Annotated in this window: 14 protein-coding genes; 4 read left to right on the forward strand and 10 right to left on the reverse strand. The window is 71.6% G+C overall.

All coding sequences use genetic code 11. From position 1 onward, the window contains the following. From H180DRAFT_RS18165 to H180DRAFT_RS18175, 3 genes are read left to right on the forward strand one after another with little or no spacing between them, the layout of a single operon-like run. Positions 1–951: a hypothetical protein gene (locus H180DRAFT_RS18165; RefSeq protein WP_368073133.1), complete on the forward strand. Its 951-nt coding sequence runs from the start codon at positions 1–3 to the stop codon at positions 949–951. Positions 952–964: 13 nt separating this feature from the next. Then, positions 965–1666: a hypothetical protein gene (locus tag H180DRAFT_RS18170; RefSeq protein WP_055487143.1), complete on the forward strand. Its 702-nt coding sequence runs from the start codon at positions 965–967 to the stop codon at positions 1664–1666. Continuing rightward, positions 1647–2540: an inositol monophosphatase family protein gene (locus H180DRAFT_RS18175; protein WP_079100207.1), complete on the forward strand. Its 894-nt coding sequence runs from the start codon at positions 1647–1649 to the stop codon at positions 2538–2540. The genes H180DRAFT_RS18170 and H180DRAFT_RS18175 overlap by 20 nt, the downstream gene beginning before the upstream one ends. Positions 2541–2670: 130 nt before the next feature. Here H180DRAFT_RS18175 and H180DRAFT_RS18180 read toward each other — a convergent pair whose 3' ends face one another. Further along, positions 2671–3858: an SLC13 family permease gene (locus tag H180DRAFT_RS18180; protein ID WP_079100208.1), complete on the reverse strand. Its 1188-nt coding sequence runs from the start codon at positions 3856–3858 to the stop codon at positions 2671–2673. A gap of 93 nt (positions 3859–3951) precedes the next feature. Between H180DRAFT_RS18180 and H180DRAFT_RS18185 the strand changes: the two genes are divergently transcribed. Beyond that, positions 3952–9867, forward strand: coding sequence for a WD40 domain-containing protein (locus tag H180DRAFT_RS18185; RefSeq protein ID WP_055487144.1), 5916 nt, complete (start codon positions 3952–3954; stop codon positions 9865–9867). Positions 9868–10042: 175 nt separating this feature from the next. On the opposite strand, the gene H180DRAFT_RS18190 is transcribed toward H180DRAFT_RS18185, so the two are convergent. The 9 genes from H180DRAFT_RS18190 to ggt form a co-directional block, all read right to left on the reverse strand. Continuing rightward, a complete protein-coding gene (locus H180DRAFT_RS18190) occupies positions 10043–10285 on the reverse strand; it encodes a hypothetical protein (protein ID WP_055487145.1) in 243 nt (80 codons plus the stop codon). A gap of 7 nt (positions 10286–10292) precedes the next feature. Next, a complete protein-coding gene (locus H180DRAFT_RS18195; protein ID WP_055487146.1) occupies positions 10293–10586 on the reverse strand; it encodes a hypothetical protein in 294 nt (97 codons plus the stop codon). Positions 10587–10719: 133 nt separating this feature from the next. After that, positions 10720–12291, reverse strand: a complete 1572-nt coding sequence (locus H180DRAFT_RS18200) for an NCS1 family nucleobase:cation symporter-1 (protein ID WP_055487147.1) — start codon at positions 12289–12291, stop codon at positions 10720–10722. Between the two features lie 156 nt (positions 12292–12447). Continuing rightward, positions 12448–13449 (reverse strand): TIGR03842 family LLM class F420-dependent oxidoreductase, encoded by a 1002-nt coding sequence (locus H180DRAFT_RS18205; RefSeq protein WP_055487148.1) that lies wholly within the window; start codon positions 13447–13449, stop codon positions 12448–12450. Positions 13450–13477: 28 nt separating this feature from the next. Further along, positions 13478–14884 carry a dihydropyrimidinase gene (hydA, locus tag H180DRAFT_RS18210; RefSeq protein ID WP_055487149.1) on the reverse strand — a complete coding sequence of 469 codons (1407 nt, stop codon included), beginning with the start codon at positions 14882–14884 and terminating at the stop codon, positions 13478–13480. Further along, positions 14881–16224, reverse strand: a complete 1344-nt coding sequence (locus tag H180DRAFT_RS18215) for an aspartate aminotransferase family protein (RefSeq protein ID WP_055487150.1) — start codon at positions 16222–16224, stop codon at positions 14881–14883. The genes hydA and H180DRAFT_RS18215 overlap by 4 nt, the downstream gene beginning before the upstream one ends. Continuing rightward, a complete protein-coding gene (locus H180DRAFT_RS18220) occupies positions 16224–17066 on the reverse strand; it encodes a nitrilase-related carbon-nitrogen hydrolase (protein ID WP_055487151.1) in 843 nt (280 codons plus the stop codon). The genes H180DRAFT_RS18215 and H180DRAFT_RS18220 overlap by 1 nt, the downstream gene beginning before the upstream one ends. Positions 17067–17293: 227 nt before the next feature. Next, positions 17294–18742, reverse strand: coding sequence for a hypothetical protein (locus H180DRAFT_RS18225; RefSeq protein WP_074466869.1), 1449 nt, complete (start codon positions 18740–18742; stop codon positions 17294–17296). A 152-nt stretch (positions 18743–18894) separates the two neighbouring features. Further along, the gene (gene ggt, locus H180DRAFT_RS18230; RefSeq protein ID WP_055487153.1) at positions 18895–20721 is read right to left on the reverse strand and encodes a gamma-glutamyltransferase; all 1827 of its coding nucleotides are present in this window, start codon (positions 20719–20721) and stop codon (positions 18895–18897) included. Positions 20722–20762 lie beyond the last annotated feature (41 nt).

Genomic DNA, 20762 nt, shown 5'->3' on the forward strand with positions numbered 1-20762 from the left:
GTGGCGCAGCGTGTTGGACGGGTGGAGCTGGGCGTCGGCTGGATCATCCGGAACCTGGACGTCGTCATCGCCGTCGGACTGGGCCTGACGATCGGGTTCCTGGACGTCTTCGGGGACGTGGTCAGCGACGACGTCTCCTCCGGTGCGACTCTCCTCGTTCTCGGTGCACTCGCCGTGGGGTCGATGACGGAGCGCGTGCGCCGCCGGTCCGACATCCAGGAGGTGTCCGCCGATACGCGCCGTGCGCTGGAGGATCTGGCGATGGTGCGCTCACTGTCCGGCAGCGAGGTGGGTGAGGCGCTGAGCAAGGCCCGGGAGCAGACCAACCGCTGGTACTTCAAGGGCGGAACGGGCACCTATCTGCGGGCGGTGACGCTGCCGCGCTGCGTGGAGACGGCCACCCGGCAGCGCACGCCCCTCAGCATCAAGATCGACATCATCAACCCCGGCAGTGAGAAGACCTGTTCGGACTACGCGCGCTTCCGGCAGACCTTCGCGCGGCAGCGGAACGTGGACGCTGCCAACGCCTGGACGGCGACGCGCACCCGCAAGGAGTCGTACGCGACCGTGCTGGCCGCCTGCTGGTACCGGCAGCGGCTGGACACGCTGGAGATCAGCGTGCATCTCTCGGCGGGAGTGCCGACGCTCCGCTTCGACCTGTCCGAATCCTGCCTTGTCATCACGCAGGACGACCCCAACCGCGTCAACCTCCTCGTCGCACGCGACCAGCCGCTCTACGACTACTACGTCACTGAGCTGCACCAGAGCAGGGAGCAGGCCGAGCGGCTGGACCTGCATGCGCTGCCGCCGCTGAGCGACGAGCCGACCGTCGACGAAGTACGGGCGGTTTTCGACCATTTGAGGCTCCCGCTGCCCGCCGTCTTCACCGACGCCGACGTCGGCGAGATCATCGACAAGGCACTTCACGCGGAGGACCCGTACCGGAGGTGACCTCTCGGGCGCCATGGACTACGACGAGCTCGAACATGCGCTGCGGAGCGGCTCCGCGGCACGCGCGCCGCGTGCCGCGGCGGCGGACGTCCTCGGTGAAATCGCTTCGGGGAAACGTGAGTTGAGAGCGGTACGGCATCCGCTGGGCTTTCTGTGCCTGCCCGTGGTGCGCGACGGGGAGCGGGGCGTGTGCGTCCATCTCTTCGGCGGCGAGATCCCGGCCGGGGAGCCCGCGGCGGCCGGAGTGCACGCGCACAGCTGGGAGTTGGTCAGCCATGTGCTCTACGGCCATGTCTCCAACGTCCCCGTGCGGGTCACGGACCCGGCGGCACCCGCACCGGCGTCCGGGCCGGACGCCGGCCCCTCCCCCGGGCCGACCCACCGTGTCTTCGAGGTGCACAGCGCACCCGACGGCACGGACGAACTGCGGCCCACAGGGCGCCTCGTGCGCAGCGAGCCGGGCCCGGAACAGACCAGTACCGGCGGGGAGACCTACACACTGGCGGCCGGCGAGTTCCACTCGACCGTCGTCAGGAACGGCGAGCCCGCGGCAACACTCGTGCTGGGCAGGACGCTTCCGGACCGCAGCGACCTCTTCCTCGGACCGCTGCACGGCCCCGGCCACCGCACTGTGCGCCGGCTCTGCGGGGAAGAAGACACCCGAAGGACCGTGCGGGCTGCGCTGAGGAGGGTCCATGCAGGGCATCGGGAGTGACGCGGCTGCGGCCGCGCCCGGGAACGGCCGGCCGGGCGTGCACACCGGCGCGTACACGTACGAGCAGAAGGTCGCGGTCGAAGCGGCCGAGGAGGCCGGAGCGTTACTGAAGGCACGCTTCGCGCAGGCGCACACGGTCGGCAGGAAGGGCGACGGCGGCGATGTCGTCACCGACCTGGACCTGGCGGCGGAGAAGGTCATCCTCGGCCGGCTGCGCACCCACTTCCCGCACGAGCGGATCGTCTCCGAGGAGGCCGGGCTGCTGGATGCCTCCGGCAGCCGGACATGGCTGGTGGACCCGCTCGACGGCAGCAACAACGTGGCGATCGGGCTCACCGCCTACGCGGTCGGGATCGCGCTGTGCGTGGACGGTTCGCCCGTCGTCGGCGTGGTGCACGAGCCGGTGACAGGACGGACGTGGCACGCGGCGCTCGGCCAGGGCGCCTGGTGCGGCACCGCACGGCTCGGCGGCCCGCGCGGCGAACTGCCGCGCGGCGGCCCGGTTCTCGCGTGGACGCAGGGGCACGCGGTGGGCAGGAGCGACGGGCGCGCGCTGGCTCTGCGCCGGGCCCTGGAGCTGGACTCGCGGCGCGTACTGCAGCTGTGGGCACCGCTGCTGGGATGGACCATGCTGGCGAGCGGCACCATCGACGGGTACGCCGGCTACCGGGCGGAGGGCGTCGACTTCCCGGGCGGTGCACTGCTCGCCGCCGAGGCCGGCGTGGAGTTCCGTTCCCTCTCCGGCGGCGCCTTCCGGGTGGGCTTCGAGGGACCGGACTCGGGCCGCAGCTTCGTCGCGGCCCGCGGTGAGATGCTCGGGCGTCTGGTGGACCTGGCATCCGCGGCGTCCGGAAGCGTGCCCGGGGCGGAGTGACCGGGACGGAGTGACCGGCGTCTTGTGGCGGGGGCTCGTCACCGGGGTCTTGTCACGGGGCCTCGCGCCCGTGCGGAATGACCGGGGCGGGCCGAACGGCCGCCCGAACCGCCGCTGAACCGGCGGGGCTTCAGACGAGGGCGAGCGCGGCGGTGGCCGACACGGTCCCCGTCACGGCCAGCACCAGCCCCGTGGTCATGAAGCGGCGCAGCGGGATCCGCGTGCCGTGCCAGCGGCAGCGCTCGAACCACAGCAGCGTCGCCAGTGACGCCCAAGGAGTCACCAGAGGGCCGACGTTGGTGCCGATGAGCAGGGCCAGCAGCTGGTGGTGGTTCCCGATCGGGACCGCCGCCTCCCCCGCGAGGTAGGCCGGGAGGTTGTTGAGGACGTTGGACAGGCCGGCACCCACGCCCGCCGAGCGGAGCATGCCCAGCGGGCCGCCGTCGGAGCCGATCGCCGCCGTGAGCAGATCGTGCAGCCCGTGCGCACTGACGGTCTCCACCACGAGGAACATGCCCGGCACCAGCATCAGCAGCCGCCACGGGACGAGCGAGAGCCGCAGCTCCGCTCTGCGTCTGAGCGCGAAGGCGGCGACGACCACGACAGCCGCCGTCAGCGATGCGGACCACAGCGGCACGTCGATCACGAGAATCGACAGCAGAAAGCCGGCACAGGCGAGCGCACACACACGGAAGAGCACGGGGTCGGCGGGCCGCAGCGGCTGCGGCGGTATGTAACTCTCGGCGCCGCGCCGGCCGAGCCGCCAGTAGAAGCCCCACAGGCACGCCATGGTCACCAGGATCGAGACCAGTTGAGGCACGCCCATGGTCGTGGCCATCTCGACGGGCGTGAGCGCGACACGGTCGGCGGCGAGCAGGTTGGTGAGGTTGGAGACGGGCAGCAGCAGGCTCGCCGTGTTCGACAGCCACACCGTCGTCATGGCCAGCGGCACGGCCGCGATACCGACCCGTGTGGAGAGCGCGAGCATCACGGGCGTGAGCAGCACCGCCGTGGTGTCCAGGTTGAGCGTGATCGTGGTGACGGAGGCGAAGAGCACGCACAGGCAGAACAGCAGCGGATAGCTGCCCTTCCCGGTGCGGGCGACCCACGAGGCGACGGCGTCGAAGACCTCCGCCCTGCCGGTCAGTTCGGCCAGGACGATCACCGTCGCGAGGAAGACCACGAGCGGGGCGATGCGGGTCATCGCCTGCCCGGCCGGGCCCGTGGGCAGGGCCCCGGTGGCCACCAGGAGGACGCCGCAGACGAGGAGTCCGCCGGCGAACCAGTCAAGCGGATGCGCTCTCTTCAGAATTCGCACGCCAGACAGAATCCCACACGTGCGGTGAGGAGAATGTCGCAGCCTGTCGAACCCGAGGTGCCCGACCTGCCGTTGAACTCCTACGATGCACACATGACGGGCAACGGGGAACTTGTGGGCCACACGCGGGACTTGGACTTCTTCATCAGCTACTCCCCGGCCGACGAGCAATGGGCCTCGTGGATCGCCTGGACGCTGGAGGAGGCCGGCTACCGCACCGTGATCCAGGCGTGGGACTTCGTCCCGGGCACGAACTTCATCGACTTCATGGACCGCGGCGTCAGCGAGTCCGTCGCCGTGATCGCCGTCCTCTCCGGCCACTACGGGCGCTCCACGTACGGACGCATGGAGTGGCAGGCGGCGCTGCGTGCCGAGCCGGAGGCGCCCGAGCGCAAGCTGCTGACCGTGCGGGTGGAGGACATTCCCATCGAGGGCCTCCTCGCGACGATCACGTACGTCGACCTCGTGGGCGTCAGCGACACCGAGACGGCGCGCGAGATGCTGCTCACGCGCGTCGGGCAGGCCGTCGAAGGGCACGCACGGCCGGGGCTGCGGCCCGGCTACCCGGGCGGCGCCGCCGGTGAGGTACCCGGGCCCCGCACCCCCGAAGGCCAGAACGGCCCCGCCGAACCGGCCGGGCAGCGGCGCGAGGACGGGCAGCGCCCCCTGGGCCGTACGGGCTGGTCCGGCCGGCGGCGCCCCGCCAGGGCCCCGCAGTATCCGGCCGCACCGGGCGGAGGCACCGGGTCGCGGCAGGACGCCCTGTCCGTACTGCACGTGGCCGGCCCCAACTTCGGCCGCGGACGCGAACCCGACGCGCTGCTGCGGGAGATGTGGAGCGACCTGGTCGAACTGAAGGACGCGGGCGCGCCCGCGCCCGACCTCCTCGTCGTCTCCGGTGACCTGACGGCGTCCGGAAGTCCCCGCGAATGCGACCAGGCCCTCAACTTCCTGACGGGGCTGCGGTCCCAGCTGGACCTGCCGCCGCAGCGGATGGTGATCGTGCCGGGCACGCAGGACGTCAGCCAGGCCGCGTGCCTGGGCTACTTCCACACCTGCGAGGCCGACGAGGTGCCGCCGCAGCCGCCGTACTGGCCCAAGTGGCGCCACTACACCCGGCTCTTCCGCGGTCTCTACCACGGCATGGACACCGTCTTCGAGAGCGACCAGCCCTGGACGCTCTTCCCCGTGCCCGAACTGCACACCGTCGTCGCGGGGTTCAACTCCTCCATCGCCTTCAGCCACCGCAAGGACGATCAGTACGGCTTCCTGGGGCGCGACCAGGCCACCTGGTTCTCCGAGGCGCTGCGCACGTACGAGGAGGAAGGCTGGCTGCGCATCGGCGTGCTGCGGCACCCGCTGACGGAGGGGCGGCAGCGGCCAGATGACGCGCCGGGCGGCCCGGGGCCGCTGCGCGACGCCGACACCTTCGCGCGGCTGACCGCGCGCCGCCTGCACTTCGTGCTGCACGGCCCCACCGGCGGCCCCCGCACCGCCTCCTCCGAACCGTTCCACGCCCGACTGTCCACCCCCGCAGGCACCTTGCCCCTGTTCGGCTCCGCCGCCCCGGCCCGCTGCGAACTGCTGCGCGTGGCCTCCGACGGCGTCACACGCTGGACGGACGAGGCCGGCAGCGAGCCCGCGGAGTTCCCCCTCGAATGGCGCGCCGCCCACCGGATCTTCGCCGTCCCCGACGAGCCGGCCGCCCCCCTGCCCGTCCCGGCGCCCACGGCGCCCGAGGACGACAGGGACAACCGTCCCCTCGACGAGCCCGCCGACTCGCTCGCCGAGCGCGTACGCGAGGTGTGCCGGGCCCGCCACGAGAGCGTGCGACTGCGCGACGTCCCCCGCCGCGACCATCACGACATGGCCCAGATCATGGCCACCTGGCACGAGGAAGGCGTGGTGCGGCAGCAGCGCATCGCCGTCCATCCGGGCACACCGACGGACGAGGAGATCGACCGCTTCGTCGCGCAGGCACACGCGACGGACACCGGCTCCGAGGCGGAGGTCGTCCACGAGGGGCCCGCGCCGGACCGTTCGCTGCGGGAGCGGGCGAGCCGGCGGGGCATCCGCGTCCGCAGCTTCCTCGAGTTCCAGGGTCTGCTCGACCTGCGCGGATACGTCGCCGCCCAGACGGCGGGCCTCAGCGCCGACGACCGCTATCGGCCGGGGCTCTACCTGCCCGGGCGCTACCGTGACGCGGAACGCCCGGACGGCGAGGAACGCGACGGCCTCGTCGAGAACATGCTCGACCAGCTGGCGGCCGACCACGGCCGCTTCGTCCTGCTCCTGGGGGACTTCGGGCACGGAAAGACCTTCGCCCTGCGGGAGTTGGCGCGCCGCATCCCCGAACAGCTGCCGCATCTCACGCCGTTGCTCATCCCGCTCAACACCCTCGACCGCGCGCACAGCCTCGAAGGTCTCGTCGCCGCGCACCTGGCCGGTCACGGCGTCGACACGATCGACCTGCGGGCGCTGCGCTACATGCTCGCGCAGGGGCGCGTCGTGCTGCTCTTCGACGGCTTCGACGAACTGGTCAACCGCGTCAGCTACGACCGGGCCGCCGACCACCTCCAGGTCCTGCTGGACGCGTCCGTGGACAACGCCAAGATCGTCGTCAGCAGCCGCACTCAGCACTTCAAGTCGCAGGCGCAGGTCCTCACCGCCCTGGGCGAGCGCGTCGGGATGCTCCCGCGGCGCCGCGTGCTCTCCCTCGAAGGCTTCGTCCCGGCGCAGATCCGCAGGTATCTCGTCAACCGCTACGGCGACGAGGCACTTGCCGACGAGCGCTTCCGCCTGCTGCAGAACATTCCCGACCTGCTGGAACTGAGCCGCAACCCGCGGCTGCTCAGCTTCGTCGCCGATCTGGGCACCGAGCAGCTCCGCGCGGTGGCGGGGGCCGGACGCGCTCTGAGCCCCGCGGGGCTGTACGAGGACGTCTTCGCCGCCTGGCTCGCCTTCGAGGAGCGCCGCGGCCAGGGCGGCCCCGGCGCCGCTCCCGGCCTGAGCATCGAGCAGCTGTGGGCCGCGGTCACCGCGCTGGCGCAGCGGCTGTGGGAGAGCGGCCGCAGCGCCCTCCGCCTCGACGAACTGACCGAGACCGTCGCCGAGACGCTCAGCGGGCTGGTGGGAAGCGGCTCGATGTCCACCCAGGAGAGCGCGCAGGCCGTGGGCGCGGGCAGTCTCCTGGTGCGCACGGAGGAAGGGCTCTTCCACTTCATTCACGGCTCCGTCGTCGAATGGCTCATCGCACGCGAAGCGGCGGCCCAACTGGCCCTGGGCGACGACACGCTGCTCGCCGCACGTCCCCTCACCCAGCTCGCCGTGGAGTTCTTCTGCGACCTGGCCGACCACGAGCTGTGCACCGAGTGGGTCCAGAGCGTGCTCAACTCCCCCGGGCCCCGCACGAGCGAGGCCGCCCGCGCCAACGCGGTGCGCGTCATCGACCGGCTCCGGGTGCCGGCCGACGCCGACCTGCGCGGCGCCCGCCTCGTCGGCGAGGATCTCTCGGCCCGTGACTTCTCCGGCGTCGACCTGACCGGGGCCGACCTGACCGACGCCCGGCTGCTGGGCACCAACCTCTCCGGAGCGGTGCTGCGCGGCGCCCGCCTCGTCGGCGCCCGCCTGGACGAGGCCGACCTCAGCGGTGCCGACCTCACCGGCGCGGACCTGCGCACGGCGAGGCTGACCAGGACCGACCTGCGCGGGGCCAGGCTGACGGACAGCCGGTGGAACAGGGCCGCGCTGATCGACCCCGTCACCGACGAACAGGCCCAATCGGCACCGGAGTTGGCCACGGCCGCAATCGCGCCGGGCATGCCGGTCGAGGCGGGGCTGCGCCCCTCGGGCGTCGGCGTCCCCTACGGCTTCGACATGCGCACGAGCCGCCTGCCCGAACCGGTCTCCTACAGTCCCGAGGGTGAACTCCTCGCCGTGGGCAGCGAGGACGGCGGCGTCCTGGTGTGCGCCGCGGACACCGGCCGGGCCGTGCGTACGCTGCACGGCCACGAAGGACGGGTCTACGCCGTCAAGTTCCGCGCGAACGTGCTCGCCACGGGCGCGGCCGACGGAGATGTGCGGCTCTGGGACCCGGTCTCGGGCCGCTGCCTGCACCGCATCGAGGTCCACCCCGGCGGTGTCTGGCCCGTCTCTCTCGACGCCACAGGCCGGCAGCTGGCCACCGGCGACGCCGAAGGGATGGTGACGCTGTGGGACGTGGACAGCGGCCGGCCCCTGCACCGGCTGCCCGGGCACGCCGTCCCCGTCTACACGGCCGTCTTCAGCCCCGACGGCACCACTCTCGTCACCGGCGACGCGGGCGCGGCCCTGCGGATCTGGGACACCCGCACCGGGCGGTGCACCGCCGAGGTGCACGGCCATCAAGGGGCCCTCTACCGGGCCAGGTTCAGCCCCGACGGGACGCTGCTGGCGACGGGCGACCGCGGCGCGGACGGCCACGGAACCGTACGCGTGTGGGAGATGCCGGCCACCGGCGAAGGCCCGCAGGAGGAGGAGCCCCGCCTGCTGCACGAGTTCGCGGGCCACACGGGCCACGTCTACACGCTCGACTTCCACCCGTCGGGCGGGCTGCTCGTCAGCGGCGACACCGACGGACAGGTGCGCCTGTGGGATCCCCGCGTCGGCGCTCCGGCCGGCACCCTGGAACGCGGCTCCGGCGCCGTCTACCAGGTGCTCTTCGGGGACGAGGGCCGGCTCCTCGCCGCCTGCGACAGCGACGGCGCGGTACGCCTGTGGCGGCTCAACTCCCCCGGCAGCGGCGGGCGTTCGGTGGCACTGCTTCCGCAGCAGCCCGTCGAGCACCGCGGCTCCGCCTGGGCGTGCGCCTTCCGTCCGCACGACCGTCAGCTGCTCACCGTCGGCAACGACGGCGGCGCACAGATCTGGGACGCCGGATCAAGTCAGGGCAAGCGGATCCTGCGCGGCCACGGGCGGCGCGTCAACACCCTCGCCTTCAGCTGCGACGGCGCCCTCCTCGCCACCGGAGGCAACGACGGGCTGGTGCGCATGTGGGACGCCCGCACGGGACGGCGCACGGCCGAACTCTCCGGCCGCGGCGACCGGTTGGTCTCCGCGGTCTTCAGCCCCGCCGGTCCCGTGCTCGGCACCGCGAGCAACGACGGCGACGTCTACCTGTGGAACGCCACGAACGGCGAGTACATGCGGGAGATCGACGTCGAGACCGACCACACCTGGGCGGAGGCCTTCAGCGGCGACGGTGAACTCCTGGCCACCGCGAACGACGACGACACCGTCCAGCTGTGGTGGCGGGCCACGGGTGCACACCTGACGACACTGTCGCTGCACCGCGGCCGGGTGCGATCCATCGCGTTCCGCGAGGACGGCGCGCTGCTGGCCACCGGATGCGACGACAGCCACGTGCGGCTGTGGGAGCCCGCCACCGGACGCCTCGTCGCCGACCTCGAGGGGCACACCGACCGCGTGTACGCCGTGACCTTCTGCTGCGGCAACAGCGCGCTGCTGAGCGCCTCCTGGGACGGAACGGCCGTCGTGTGGGAGGACGGCGAGCAGCGGCACGTGCTGCGCGGGCACCGCGGACGGCTGTGGACGGCGGCGGCGCACCCGCGGCGTCCGCTGCTGGCGACCGCCGGGGACGACCGCGCCGTCTGCCTGTGGGACGCGGACAGCGGCGAGATGACGGCACGGCTGACGGGACACACCGGCCGCGTGCACTCGCTCGCCTTCAGCCCGTGCGGTACGCAGCTGGCGAGCGGCGGCGAGGACGGCACGGTCCGCCTGTGGAACCTCCCCGACGGTGCGGATCCGGCGGCCGGCCCCGCTCTGCGCGCCACCCTGATCGGCGTGCCCGGCGGCTGGGCGGCGCTGACGCCGAGCGGCGGCTACAAGTACGAGGGCGATGTGACGGGCGAGTTCTGGCACGTCGTCGGCATGACACGGTTCACCCCGGGAGAGCTCGACGCCTACCTCCCGGGCGTCCACCGCCTCGCTCTCGACGCGGAGTTGTGACGGGAGGCGCCTCCCCCCCGGGGCGGCCGACGTCCGCGGCACTCCGCGTCACCGCGCGCCCCCGGGGGCGACGCCGGCTTGTGCCCGCCCACTCGCAAAGGCCTCGGGCAGCCACGGCGAGGCGGTGATCCACGTCGTCGCTCGAATGTGAGGCGGCACTGCCCCGGGCGGTGGGTCAGCCCAGGTAGTTGATCGAGATGATGCGGACTCGCAGACCCGGCTCGATCACCAGAAGAACGCTTCTGGTGTGCCTCAGCTTCAAGATGCGCGTGACATCGCCGTCTTTGCCGTGCGGCTCGGTTGTCGCATACGGGTCGCGGCAGACCTCAGCGAGAGCGAGGTCGAGTTCGCGCCTCGCCGCATCCGGCAGCGCATCCCACACGGCTTCGACGTCGGCCCGGTAACGCAGCTTGTACACCGCGTCATCATGTCAGGTCAGCAGCGCCCTGTTCACGGATCCGTGCAGCCGCCTCGAGCACCCGCTCCGTGCCGTCGATCCACTCTCCCGGAGGTTCCTCACCCCGGGCCTCGTACGCCAGGATCTCGTCCGCCTGCTCGACGGCAGCCAACGTGTCCTCTGCGATCCCCTGCCACTTCGCAAAGACCGGGAGCAGTTCATGTGCCGGAGCCCGGTTGATCTCCGTCAGGAAGTGCTCAGCCAACGACGGCGCACCAAGCGCTTTTCGGATCCGGTCAATCGTCCACGGCTCGTCGCCCACAGCAGCCTCCCGGCACAACACGTGATCCGACACATCCAACTGAGTCAACTTTTACGTGTCACCACCGTAGCGTCCAGCCACCTCAGTGAGTCGCCAACACACAAACGGAAGCCTCACAGGCCCCGCACCCTCGTCACCCCGCGGCGCCCGCTGCCGCCTTCGGCGGCGACACCCGCATCAGCGCCACGTACAGCAGCAGCGAACTCGTCACGCCGACCGCCCAGCCGTAGTCGGCCAGCGGCTGGAGGAAGGGGATGAGGCCGTCGGCGGGGAAGGGGCCCTTGCCCTTGGCGGAGTAGGAGCCGCCGACGGCGAGCACACCGCCCACCAGGAACGCCGCGACGGCCCGCCAGTTCCAGCCGGAGCCGTACCAGTAGGCGCCGCCCTCGCGGTAGAGGTCGGCCAGGTGCAGTCGGGTACGGCGCACCAGCCAGTAGTCGGCGATGAGGATGCCGGCGACGGTACCGAGCAGGCCGCCGACCGTCCCGAGCCAGGTGTAGATGTACAGCTCGGGCGTCTCCGTCAGCTTCCACGGCATGATCACGACGCCGACGACACCTGTGATGAGCGCGCCGGTACGGAAGTTGATGAACCTCGGCGCGAGGTTCGCCAGGTCGTAGGCCGGAGAGACGACGTTGGCCGCCAGGTTCACGGAGATCGTGGCGACCAGGACGGTCACGAGCGCGAAGAGCAGACCGAAGACGTTGTCGGTCTTGCCCGCGAGTTCCACCGGGTCCCAGATCGACGCCCCGTAGACCACCTGCGATCCGGAGGTGACGAAGACGGAGAGCAGGGCGAAGAGCGTCATCGTCGTGGGCAGGCCGAGGGACTGGCCCCACACCTGGGCACGCTGTCCCGCCCCGAAGCGGGTGAAGTCGGGGATGTTGAGCGAGAGCGTCGACCAGAAGGCGATCATGCCCATGAGCGCGGGGAAGAACACCGGCCAGAACTCGGGGCCCCAGCCCAGCTTCGACGGCTCGTCCAGCAGCGGCCCGAAGCCCCCCGCCTTGACGGCGATCCACCCCAGCAGCACGAAGGCACCGACGATCACGAAGGGCGCCGCCCAGTTCTCGAAGCGGCGCAGCGTCTCCATCCCCCGGTAGATGATGGCGAGTTCGAGCGCCCAGAACAGCACGAAGCAGACCCACAGTGTCCACGGCTGGCCGGCGATCTTCGCTGCCTCCGTCCAGCCTCCGAAGATCTTGCCGAGCAGTACGAAGATGCCCTGGCCGCCGATCCACGTCTGGATGCCGAACCAGCAGCACGCCACCGCCGCGCGGATCAGCGCCGGGAGGTTCGCGCCGCGCAGCCCGAAGGAGGCCCGCGCGAAGACGGGGAAGGGAATGCCGTACTTGGGGCCGGCGTGCCCCGTCAGCAGCATCGGCAGCAGCACGATCACGTTGGCCAGGGCGATGGTGAAGACGGCCTGCTTCCAGTCCATGCCGAGGGCGACGAGACCCGAAGCCAGCAGCCAGGACGGGATGTTGTGGGCCATGCCGATCCACACGGCAGCGAAGTTGTAGGTGGTCCAGCGCCGTTCGGCCATCGGCACCGGGTGGAGGTCGGCGTTGGCGAACCGGCTGCCTTCCGGTATCGCGCCCTCGACGAGCTCCACCCGGCCGTCGGGATGGGTCAGTTCTCCGGAGGCACCTGGACCGGGCGCGTCCTGCGGGCCCGGTGCGGCGGTTGGAACGGTCCCGGTCATGGCAGACACCTCTTCTGCTGGGTGCTGGGGCTTCTTCGGTTGTCGTTGCGGGTTCGCCGTTGTGGCATCGCAGGTGCGGTGCCGCGTCGCAGGTGCGGTGCCGCGTCGCAGGTGCGGTGTCACGGCGGCCGGGACGGGCAGGCGCGACGCCCCCGCTCAGCCGTTGAGGGCGGGGATGATGTCCCGGCCGTAGGCGTCGATGACCGACTCCGTGGCGTCGTGCATGGCGTACACGGCGAACTGGTCGACTCCGAGATCGCGCAGGGTCCGCAGCTTCTCGATGTGCGCCTCGGCCGGGCCCAGCAGGCAGAAGCGGTCGACGACGTCGTCGGGCACGAACTCGGTGTCGGGGTTTCCGGCCCGCCCGTGGTGTGCGTAGTCGTAGCCCTGACGTGCCTTGATGTAGCTGGTCAGCGCCGTGGGCACGAGGTCGGAGTTCTCGCCGTAGCGCGTGACGAGGTCGGCGACGTGGTTGCCGACCATGCCGCCGAACCAGCGGCACTGCTCCCGGGCGTGCTGGAGGTCGTCGCCGACGTAGGCCGGGGCGGCCACGCAGATGGTGACGTCGTCGGGGTCGCGGCCGGCCTGGGCGGCGGACACCCGCACCGCCTTGACCATCGACTCCGTCAGATACGGGTCGGCGAGCTGGAGGATGAAGCCGTCCGCCTCACGGCCCGCCATGGCCAGCGCCTTCGGCCCGTACGCGGCCATCCACACCGGCAGCTTCCCGTCCCGCACCCACGGCAGCTTCAGCGGTGTGCCGTCGATGACCGCTTCGCGTCCCTCCGCAAGGTCGCGGATAACGGACATCGCTTCGCTGACCCGGGCGAGGGTGTTGGGCTTGCGTCCGGCCACGCGCATCGCCGAGTCTCCCCGGCCGAGGCCGCACACGGTGCGGTTGCCGTACATCTCGTTCAGGGTGGCGAAGGTGGAGGCCGTGACCTCCCACGAGCGGGTTCCGGGGTTGGTGACCATCGGGCCGACGATCAGCCGCTCGGTGTTCTCCAGCACGCGGCTGTGAATGACGAACGGCTCCTGCCACAGCACGGCGGAGTCGAAGGTCCACCCGTAGCGGAAGCCCTGCCGCTCGGCACGCCGCATGAGGCCGACGGTCCGCGAGCCGGGCGGGTCCGTCTGCAGTACGAGTCCGAAGTCCATGCCCTGTCCGTCCTTTCAACTGCTGTTTTCAGCCGAGGAGTTGGCACAGACCGCGGGGGGTGTACTGCCCGTGCCCCGCGCGTCCTGTGTAGGTGCGCCTGTCGATCACGGTCTCGCCGCGCGAGAGCACCGTCTCGACCTGACCGGTGATCTGCTTGCCCTCGTACGCCGAGTAGTCGACGTTCATGTGGTGCGTGTCGACGGAGAGCGTCTGCTGCGCCTGCGGGTCGTAGACGACGATGTCGGCGTCCGAACCGGGCTGCAGAGTGCCCTTCTTGGGATACAGCCCGAACATCCGGGCCGGTGTGGCGCACGCGATCTCGATCCAGCGGCGGCGCGAGATGTGGCCGTCGAGCACGGCCTGATGGAGCAGGTCCATCCGGTGTTCGACGCCCGGCATCCCGTTGGGGATCTTGGAGAAGTCGCCGCGGCCGAGTTCCTTCTGCCCGACGAAGCAGAACGGGCAGTGGTCGGTGGAGACGACCTGGAGGTCGTTGGTGCGCAGCCCCCGCCACAGCGCGGCCTGGTGCTCGCGCGGCCGCAGCGGCGTGGAGCACACGTACTTGGCGCCGCCGAAGTCCGGCTCGGCCAGGTTGTCCGTGGAGAGGAACAGGTACTGCGGGCAGGTCTCGCCGAAGACCGGGAGGTCCTTGTCCCGGGCCGCGGCCAGTTCCGCGACGGCCTCCTCGGCCGAGACGTGCACGACGTACAGCGGTGCACCCGCCACCCGCGCCAGCTGGATCGCCCGGTGGGTGGCTTCCGCCTCCAGCAGGGCCTTGCGCACCTCGCCGTGGTGGCGCGGGTCGGTCCGGCCGGCGGCCAGCGCCTGTTCGACGAGGACGTCGATGGCGATGCCGTTCTCGGCGTGCATCATCGTCAGGCCGCCGTTGGCGGCGGTGCGCTGCATGGCGCGCAGGATCTGCCCGTCGTCGCTGTAGAAGACGCCCGGGTAGGCCATGAACATCTTGAAGGAGGTGATGCCCTCCTCCACCAGCATGTCCATCTCCTTCAGCGTCCCCTGGTTCACATCGGAGAGAATCATGTGGAACGCGTAGTCGACGGCGCACTGGGAGTCGGCCTTGGCGTGCCAGCGGTCCAGGCCCTCACGAAGCGCGTGGCCCTTCGTCTGGATGGCGAAGTCGACGATGGTGGTCGTGCCGCCCCAGGCTGCGGCCCGGGTTCCGCTCTCGAAGTCGTCGGAGGAGAAGGTGCCGCCGAAGGGCATGTCCATGTGGGTGTGCGGGTCGACGCCGCCCGGGATGACGTACTTGCCGGTGGCGTCGATGGTGTGCTCCGCGCTCCAGCCCTCGGCGACGCTGCTTCCGGTGGCGGCGGTGGCGACGATCCTTCCGTCCTCGACGAGTACGTCCGCGTGCGTCTCGTCGGACGCGGTGATGACGAGCCCCCCGCGAACGACCGTACGTGAGTGCGTCATTGCGAACTCTTCCCTCCCAGCTCGTTGTTGGCCGTGCGCAGGGCGCGTTCCAGGATTCCGGCGCCCTCCTCCGCCTCTGCGACGGTGAGACTCAGCGGCGGTGCGATGCGCAGCACGCTGCTCGTGGAGTGGCCGCCGCCCTTGCCGATGAGCAGACCTCCCTCCCGCGCCGCCTCCAGCACCAGCGAAGCCGCCTGAGGCGACGGGTCGCCGGTGTCCGGATCGACCAGTTCCACCCCGGCCATCAGGCCCCTGCCGCGCACCTCCCGTACGACGTCCAGGCCGGCGGACGCGGCCCGAAGCCGCTCCATGAGCAGACCGCCGACGCGGCGCGCGTTGCCCTGAAGGTCGTGCTCCAGCAGGTAGTTGAGGTTGGCGTTGCCGGCGGCCATGGTGACGGGACTGCCGCCGAAGGTGGAGATGGAGTTGGCGGGAAGGCAGTTCATGACGTCGGCCCGTGTGACGACACCGCCGATGGACATGCCGTTGCCGATGCCCTTGGCGAAGGTGAGCATGTCGGGCGGGCCGGCCCGGTCGTGGGCCTGCCAGCCCCAGAAGTGCTCGCCGGTGCGGCCCCAGCCCGTCTGCACCTCGTCGCTGATCCACAGGATGCCGCGCTTGTCGAGGACTTCGCGGAACGCGGCGAACAGGCCGTCGGGCGGGGAGGTGAACCCGCCGACGCCCTGCACCGGTTCGGCGATCAGAGCCGCCACGTCACCGCCGGTCTGGCCGAGCATGTCCTCCAGGTCCGCGGTGCAGGCCGCGATGAACTCCGCGTCGTCCAGCGCCGCGTAGGGACCGCGGGTGCGAACGCCTCCGTGCACGTAGAGCGTCTGGAGGGGCGAGAGGCTCGTGGGCGACCATGCGCGGTTGCCCGTGATGCCGATCGCCGAGAAGGAACGGCCGTGGTAGCTGTTGCGCAGCGCGAGGATCTGGTTGGAGCGGCGGTAGGTGGTGGCCAGCAGCAGTGCCGTGTCGTTGGCCTCGGTGCCGGAGGTGGTGAAGAAGACACGGGCGTCGGGAATCCCGGACAGGGCGGCGATGCGTTCGGCCAGCTCCACCATGGGCCGGTCGAGGTAGAGGCTGGAGGTGTGCAGGATGCGCCCCGCCTGCTCGCTGACGGCCTTGGTGACCTCCGGCAGGGCGTGGGCCGTCATCGTGGTGAGGATGCCGCCGAAGAAGTCGAGGTAGCGGTTGCCCTCGCCGTCCCAGACGTACCGTCCCTCACCGTGGGTGATCTCCATCGGCTCGTCGTAGTACAGCGCAAGCCAGTCGGGCATGACGGCGCGGTGACGCCGAAGGAGCGCCTCGGCCGGTCCGGCGGTGTGGTGGGTGCTCATCAGGGCTGCACCAGTCCGTCGTAGGCGTCGGGGCGGCGGTCCCGGTAGAAGGCCCACTGCCGGCGCACCTCTTCGATCATCCCGAAGTCGAGGTCGCGGACGAGGAGTTCCTCTTCCTTGTCGCTCGCGACGTCGCCGACGAACTGGCCGCGCGGGTCGACGAAGTAGCTCGTGCCGTAGAAGTCGTTGTCGCCGTACTCCTCGGTGCCGACCCGGTTGATGGCGGCGATGAAGTATTCGTTGGCGACTGCGGCGGCGGGCTGTTCCAGCTGCCACAGGTAGGAGGACAGCCCCCGGTGCGTGGCCGAGGGGTTGTAGACGAGCTGGGCGCCCTCCAGGCCGAGGGCTCGCCAGCCCTCGGGGAAGTGACGGTCGTAGCAGATGTAGACGCCGACCTTGCCCACGGCCGTGTCGAAGACGGGCCAGCCCACGTTGCCCGGCTTGAAGTAGAACTTCTCCCAGAATCCCTTTACCTGGGGAATGTGGTGCTTGCGGTACTTGCCGAGGTAGGTGCCGTCGGCGTCGATGACCGCTGCGGTGTTGAAATAGAAGCCCGACTGCTCCTTCTCGAAGACCGGGACGACGACGACCATTCCCGTCTCCCGTGCGAGCTCCTGCATCCGCCGCACCGTCGGGCCGTCCGGCACGGGCTCGGCCCACTTGTAGTGCTCGGCGTCCTGCACCTGGCAGAAGTACGGGGCGTTGAAGACCTCTTGGAACCCGATGACCTCGGCACCCTGCCGGGCCGCCTCGCGTGCGTGCCGCTCATGCTTCTCGATCATCGATTCCGTGTCGCCTGTCCAGGTCGCCTGCACGAGGGCGGCGCGCACAACATCGGGCATGAGCAGCTCCTTTGCCGGGAGGTCAAGGCCGTTCGACACGCGTAGATCCACGTGAGAATGTGACGGTAGGTCGGGTCACGCACGGTGGCAAGGGCATCTGCGCCAGGTCGCCCGAACGATCACGCTTCCCGCTGACGCGAGACATACCGGTCCGCGAAGCCCCGCACGCCCGGCCACCAGGCACAACCGTCGGCGAGGAGCCGCGCGCGGCAGCCCGGGCCGCCCGGTCACACCGCTCCCGGCACGCCCGGAACTCCCGCGGCCCGGAGAGCGTCGGCGACCCTGCGGCGGTGCTCCGGGGACAGCGTCCCTGCCGCGTCCAGGACGAGAGGGACGAGCACCGAGGGAGCGGCAGGCGCCGCCGCAGCGGCGGACACCGCGGGGGCGGCGGACACCACCTCGGCGGCTCCCGACGGTGAGCGGGCACGGATCACGGCGGCCAGCAACTCCACGGCCCCGCTCTCCCGCCCCGCCCGGTGCAGGGCCAGTGCGGCCTCGGCGACCTCCTGCGGCGGCCGGTGAGCGCCCTGGCGCAGCAGCCGTGCACCGTCCTCCGTGCGGCCCAGGGAGCAGAGCGCACCGGCAGCGGCGGCGAAGGCGCCGGCGGGCAGCGCAGCGGCCTCCCACAGCAGAATCCCCGCGTCCGACGTCATGCCGCGGCGGTGCAACTCCTCGACCAGCACGGCGAATCGGAGCGGCTGCCGGCCCGCGGCCTCGCACAGCAGGGCGTGCGCCTCGCCGCCGCTTCCCGCACGCCGCAGGTGCGTCAGCCGCGCGGCGGTCTCCGCCTCGGCCGCCCGCGCCTCGGCGACCTCCTCGGGGGCGGGTACGGCCGCGGCGGGGCGCCGCACCGCCCCGGCGAACCGGGCGCCGCGCGGCGGCGGTTCACCTGCGGCGGCGGCACCGGCGTTCCCGGCGACGGGCGTGACGAGGTCGGGCGACGGTGCGCCGGGCGGCACGATCGCGGCGGGCCCGGCGGCGTCCGCCGCGGCGAGGGGCGCCCCGGCGAAGCGCGAACCGCCCGTGCGGGCGCGCCTGTTGGGGTGCGCGGGGATGTTCGGAGCGGGAGCGGAAGCAGGCCCGTGGTGCTCCGGCGCGACGGCCCGCTCGGTCTCGTCCCGCTCGGCCTCGTTTCGCTCTGCCTCGTTTCGCTCTGCCTCGTCCCGCTCGGCCGGACCCTCCCGCGTGGAAGCGCCGAGAGCGGCGTGACGGGCACGCAGCTCCGCACGGCGCGACTCGGTCCGCGCGAGATGGTCCAGCGCCCACGCCAACTCGGGGCCGCCGTCCGCCTCCAGTGCCCGTACGCGCGCCGCCGCCTCGGCCGACTCCCCCTCCAGCACGGCGAGCCGGCTCCGCAGCGCGGGCGCGCCGCCGGCCCAGACGTCGTACGCGGCGGTGGCCGCGGCGTGCAGCCTCAGCAGGCGTTCCTCCGCCCGCCGCGCCGGACCGGTCCCGTACAGGCGTGTGAAGTCCTCCAGCAGCGAGGCCACGACGTCCCACGGGGGAACCTCGCGGCCCGCCAGGCAGTCCCGCAGACCCTGCGGGTCGTGCGCGGCGAAGACGGCGTACCAGCCGGCAGCCGCGTCCAACCGCCCGGCCAGCGCGGCCAGTTCGGCGGCGTATTCACCAACCGGCTCCAGGGGCGGCCGGGCGGTCGCCGCAGACACATCTGCCATGCCCGGCATTGCACACCCGCCGTGTTACAGCGGGTGTATCCGGGATGCTACGGGCAGTTTTCGTGCCGCTCCCGGCCCGCTCCCGGCGACCGTCAGGAGCGGGACGGACTGCCCTGTCCCGCTCCTGACGTCCCCGGCGTCGAGGGGCGCCGCTACTTCGAGGGGCGCACCACCATCGCCGAGCCGCCGCCGCGCCGCTCCTCCTCCGCCGCGGCGAGCCACCGTCCGCCGGGCAGCTGCTGCACTGCGGTGGCCGCGCCGATCTCGTCGACCCTGGTGAAGGAGTGGCCGAGATCCTCCAGCCGGGGCCGCACGCCGCTGTTCCACAACTCGGGCTCGATCTCGGTCTTCGCCGCGTTGCGCTGGCTGGCGCGGGGCGCGTTGAGCGCCTTGTCCAGCGGCATGCCCCGGTCCACGTGGTTGATCATGCTCTGGAGCACGGTGGTGATGATCGTGGCACCGCCGGGCGAGCCGAGAGCGAAGGCCGGCTTGCCGTCCTCCAGCACGATCGTCGGGGACATGGACGAACGCGGACGCTTGCCCGGGCCCGGCAGGTTCGGGTCGTGCACGTCCGGGTCGGCGGGCTCGAACGAGAAGTCCGTCAGCTCGTTGTTGAGCAGGAAGCCCCGCCCGGGGACGGTGATGCCGCTGCCGCCGGTCTGCTCGATCGTCAGCGTGTAGGAGACGACGTTGCCCCACTTGTCGGCCGTCGTCAGGTGCGTCGTGCTCTCGCCCTCGTACGTCGTCGGCGCGGCCTCGTCGCCGGAGCCGCACTCCTCCGGGTCGCGCGGGTCTCCGGGCGCCACCGGGCTCTCGAGCACCTTGTCGTCCTTGATGAGGCACGCACGTGAGTCGGCGAAGCGCTGCGAGAGCAGTTCCTTCGTGGGCACGTCCTCCGCCGACGGGTCCCCGACCCAGCGTCCGCGGTCGGCGAAGGCGACGCGGCTGGCCTCGATGTAGCGGTGCAGCAGCTTCTTCTCGCCGAGCTTGCTCAGATCGCCGCCTTCGAGGATGTTCAGGGCCTCGCCGACGGTGGTCCCGCCGGAGGAGGAGGGCGCCATGCCGAAGACGTCGAGACCGCGGTACCGGGTGTGCGACGGCGCCTGCTTCTTGACCTCGTACGCCTTGAGGTCCTCACGTGTCAGGTCGCCCTTGCGGACCTTCTCCCCGCTGCCGGGCTCGACCGGCGGCTTGCGCACCGTCTCGACGATGTCGTCGGCGATAGCCCCGTCGTAGAGCTGCCCCGTGCCCTTGCGGGCGATCGCCTTGTAGGTGCGGGCGAGGTCCGGGTTGCGCAGGGTGCTGCCCGTCTCCGGCAGTTCGCCGCCGGGCATGAACAGCTCGACCGTGTCGGGGAACTTGCGGAAGCGCTCCTCGTTGTCGGCGGTCTGCTGCCGGAAGGTCTCATCGACGGTGAAGCCCTCGCGCGCCAGCTTCTCGGCGGGGGCGAGCACCTTGCCGAGGGGCTTCGTGCCCCACTTGCCGAGGGCCTTCTCCCATGTGGCGGGCGTGCCGGGGGTGCCCACGCTCAGGCCGCTGGTGACGGCCTCGTCGAACGGTATGGCCTCGCCGTTCTCCTGAAAGAGCTTCTCGTCGGCGCTCTTCGGGGCGGTCTCGCGGCCGTCGAGCGTACGGATCTTCCCGTCCGCCGCGTTGTAGGAGACGAAGTACCCGCCTCCGCCGAGACCTGCCGAGTACGGCTCGGTGACGCCGAGGGCGGCAGCCGTGGCCACCGCGGCGTCGACGGCGTTGCCGCCCTGCCTGAGCACCTTGATGCCCGCCGCGGACGCGTCCGCATCCACGCTGGAGACGGCGCCGCCGTAGCCGACGGCGACCGGCTTCTTCGACGGCTCGTGCCCCGCGTCCGGACCGCTTCCGGTGAGGGCGGGTGCTGCCGCCGCACCCACCGTGGCGACGGCCGCGGTGGCGGTGATCACGGCGATCAGTCTGACGGAACGGCGGTTGGTCATACGCCGCATGGGAGCCTCCTGACGGGACGGGTCAGCGAAGACTAGCCCGC

Source organism: Streptomyces sp. WMMB 322 (assembly GCF_900090145.1).
Classification (GTDB): domain Bacteria; phylum Actinomycetota; class Actinomycetes; order Streptomycetales; family Streptomycetaceae; genus Streptomyces.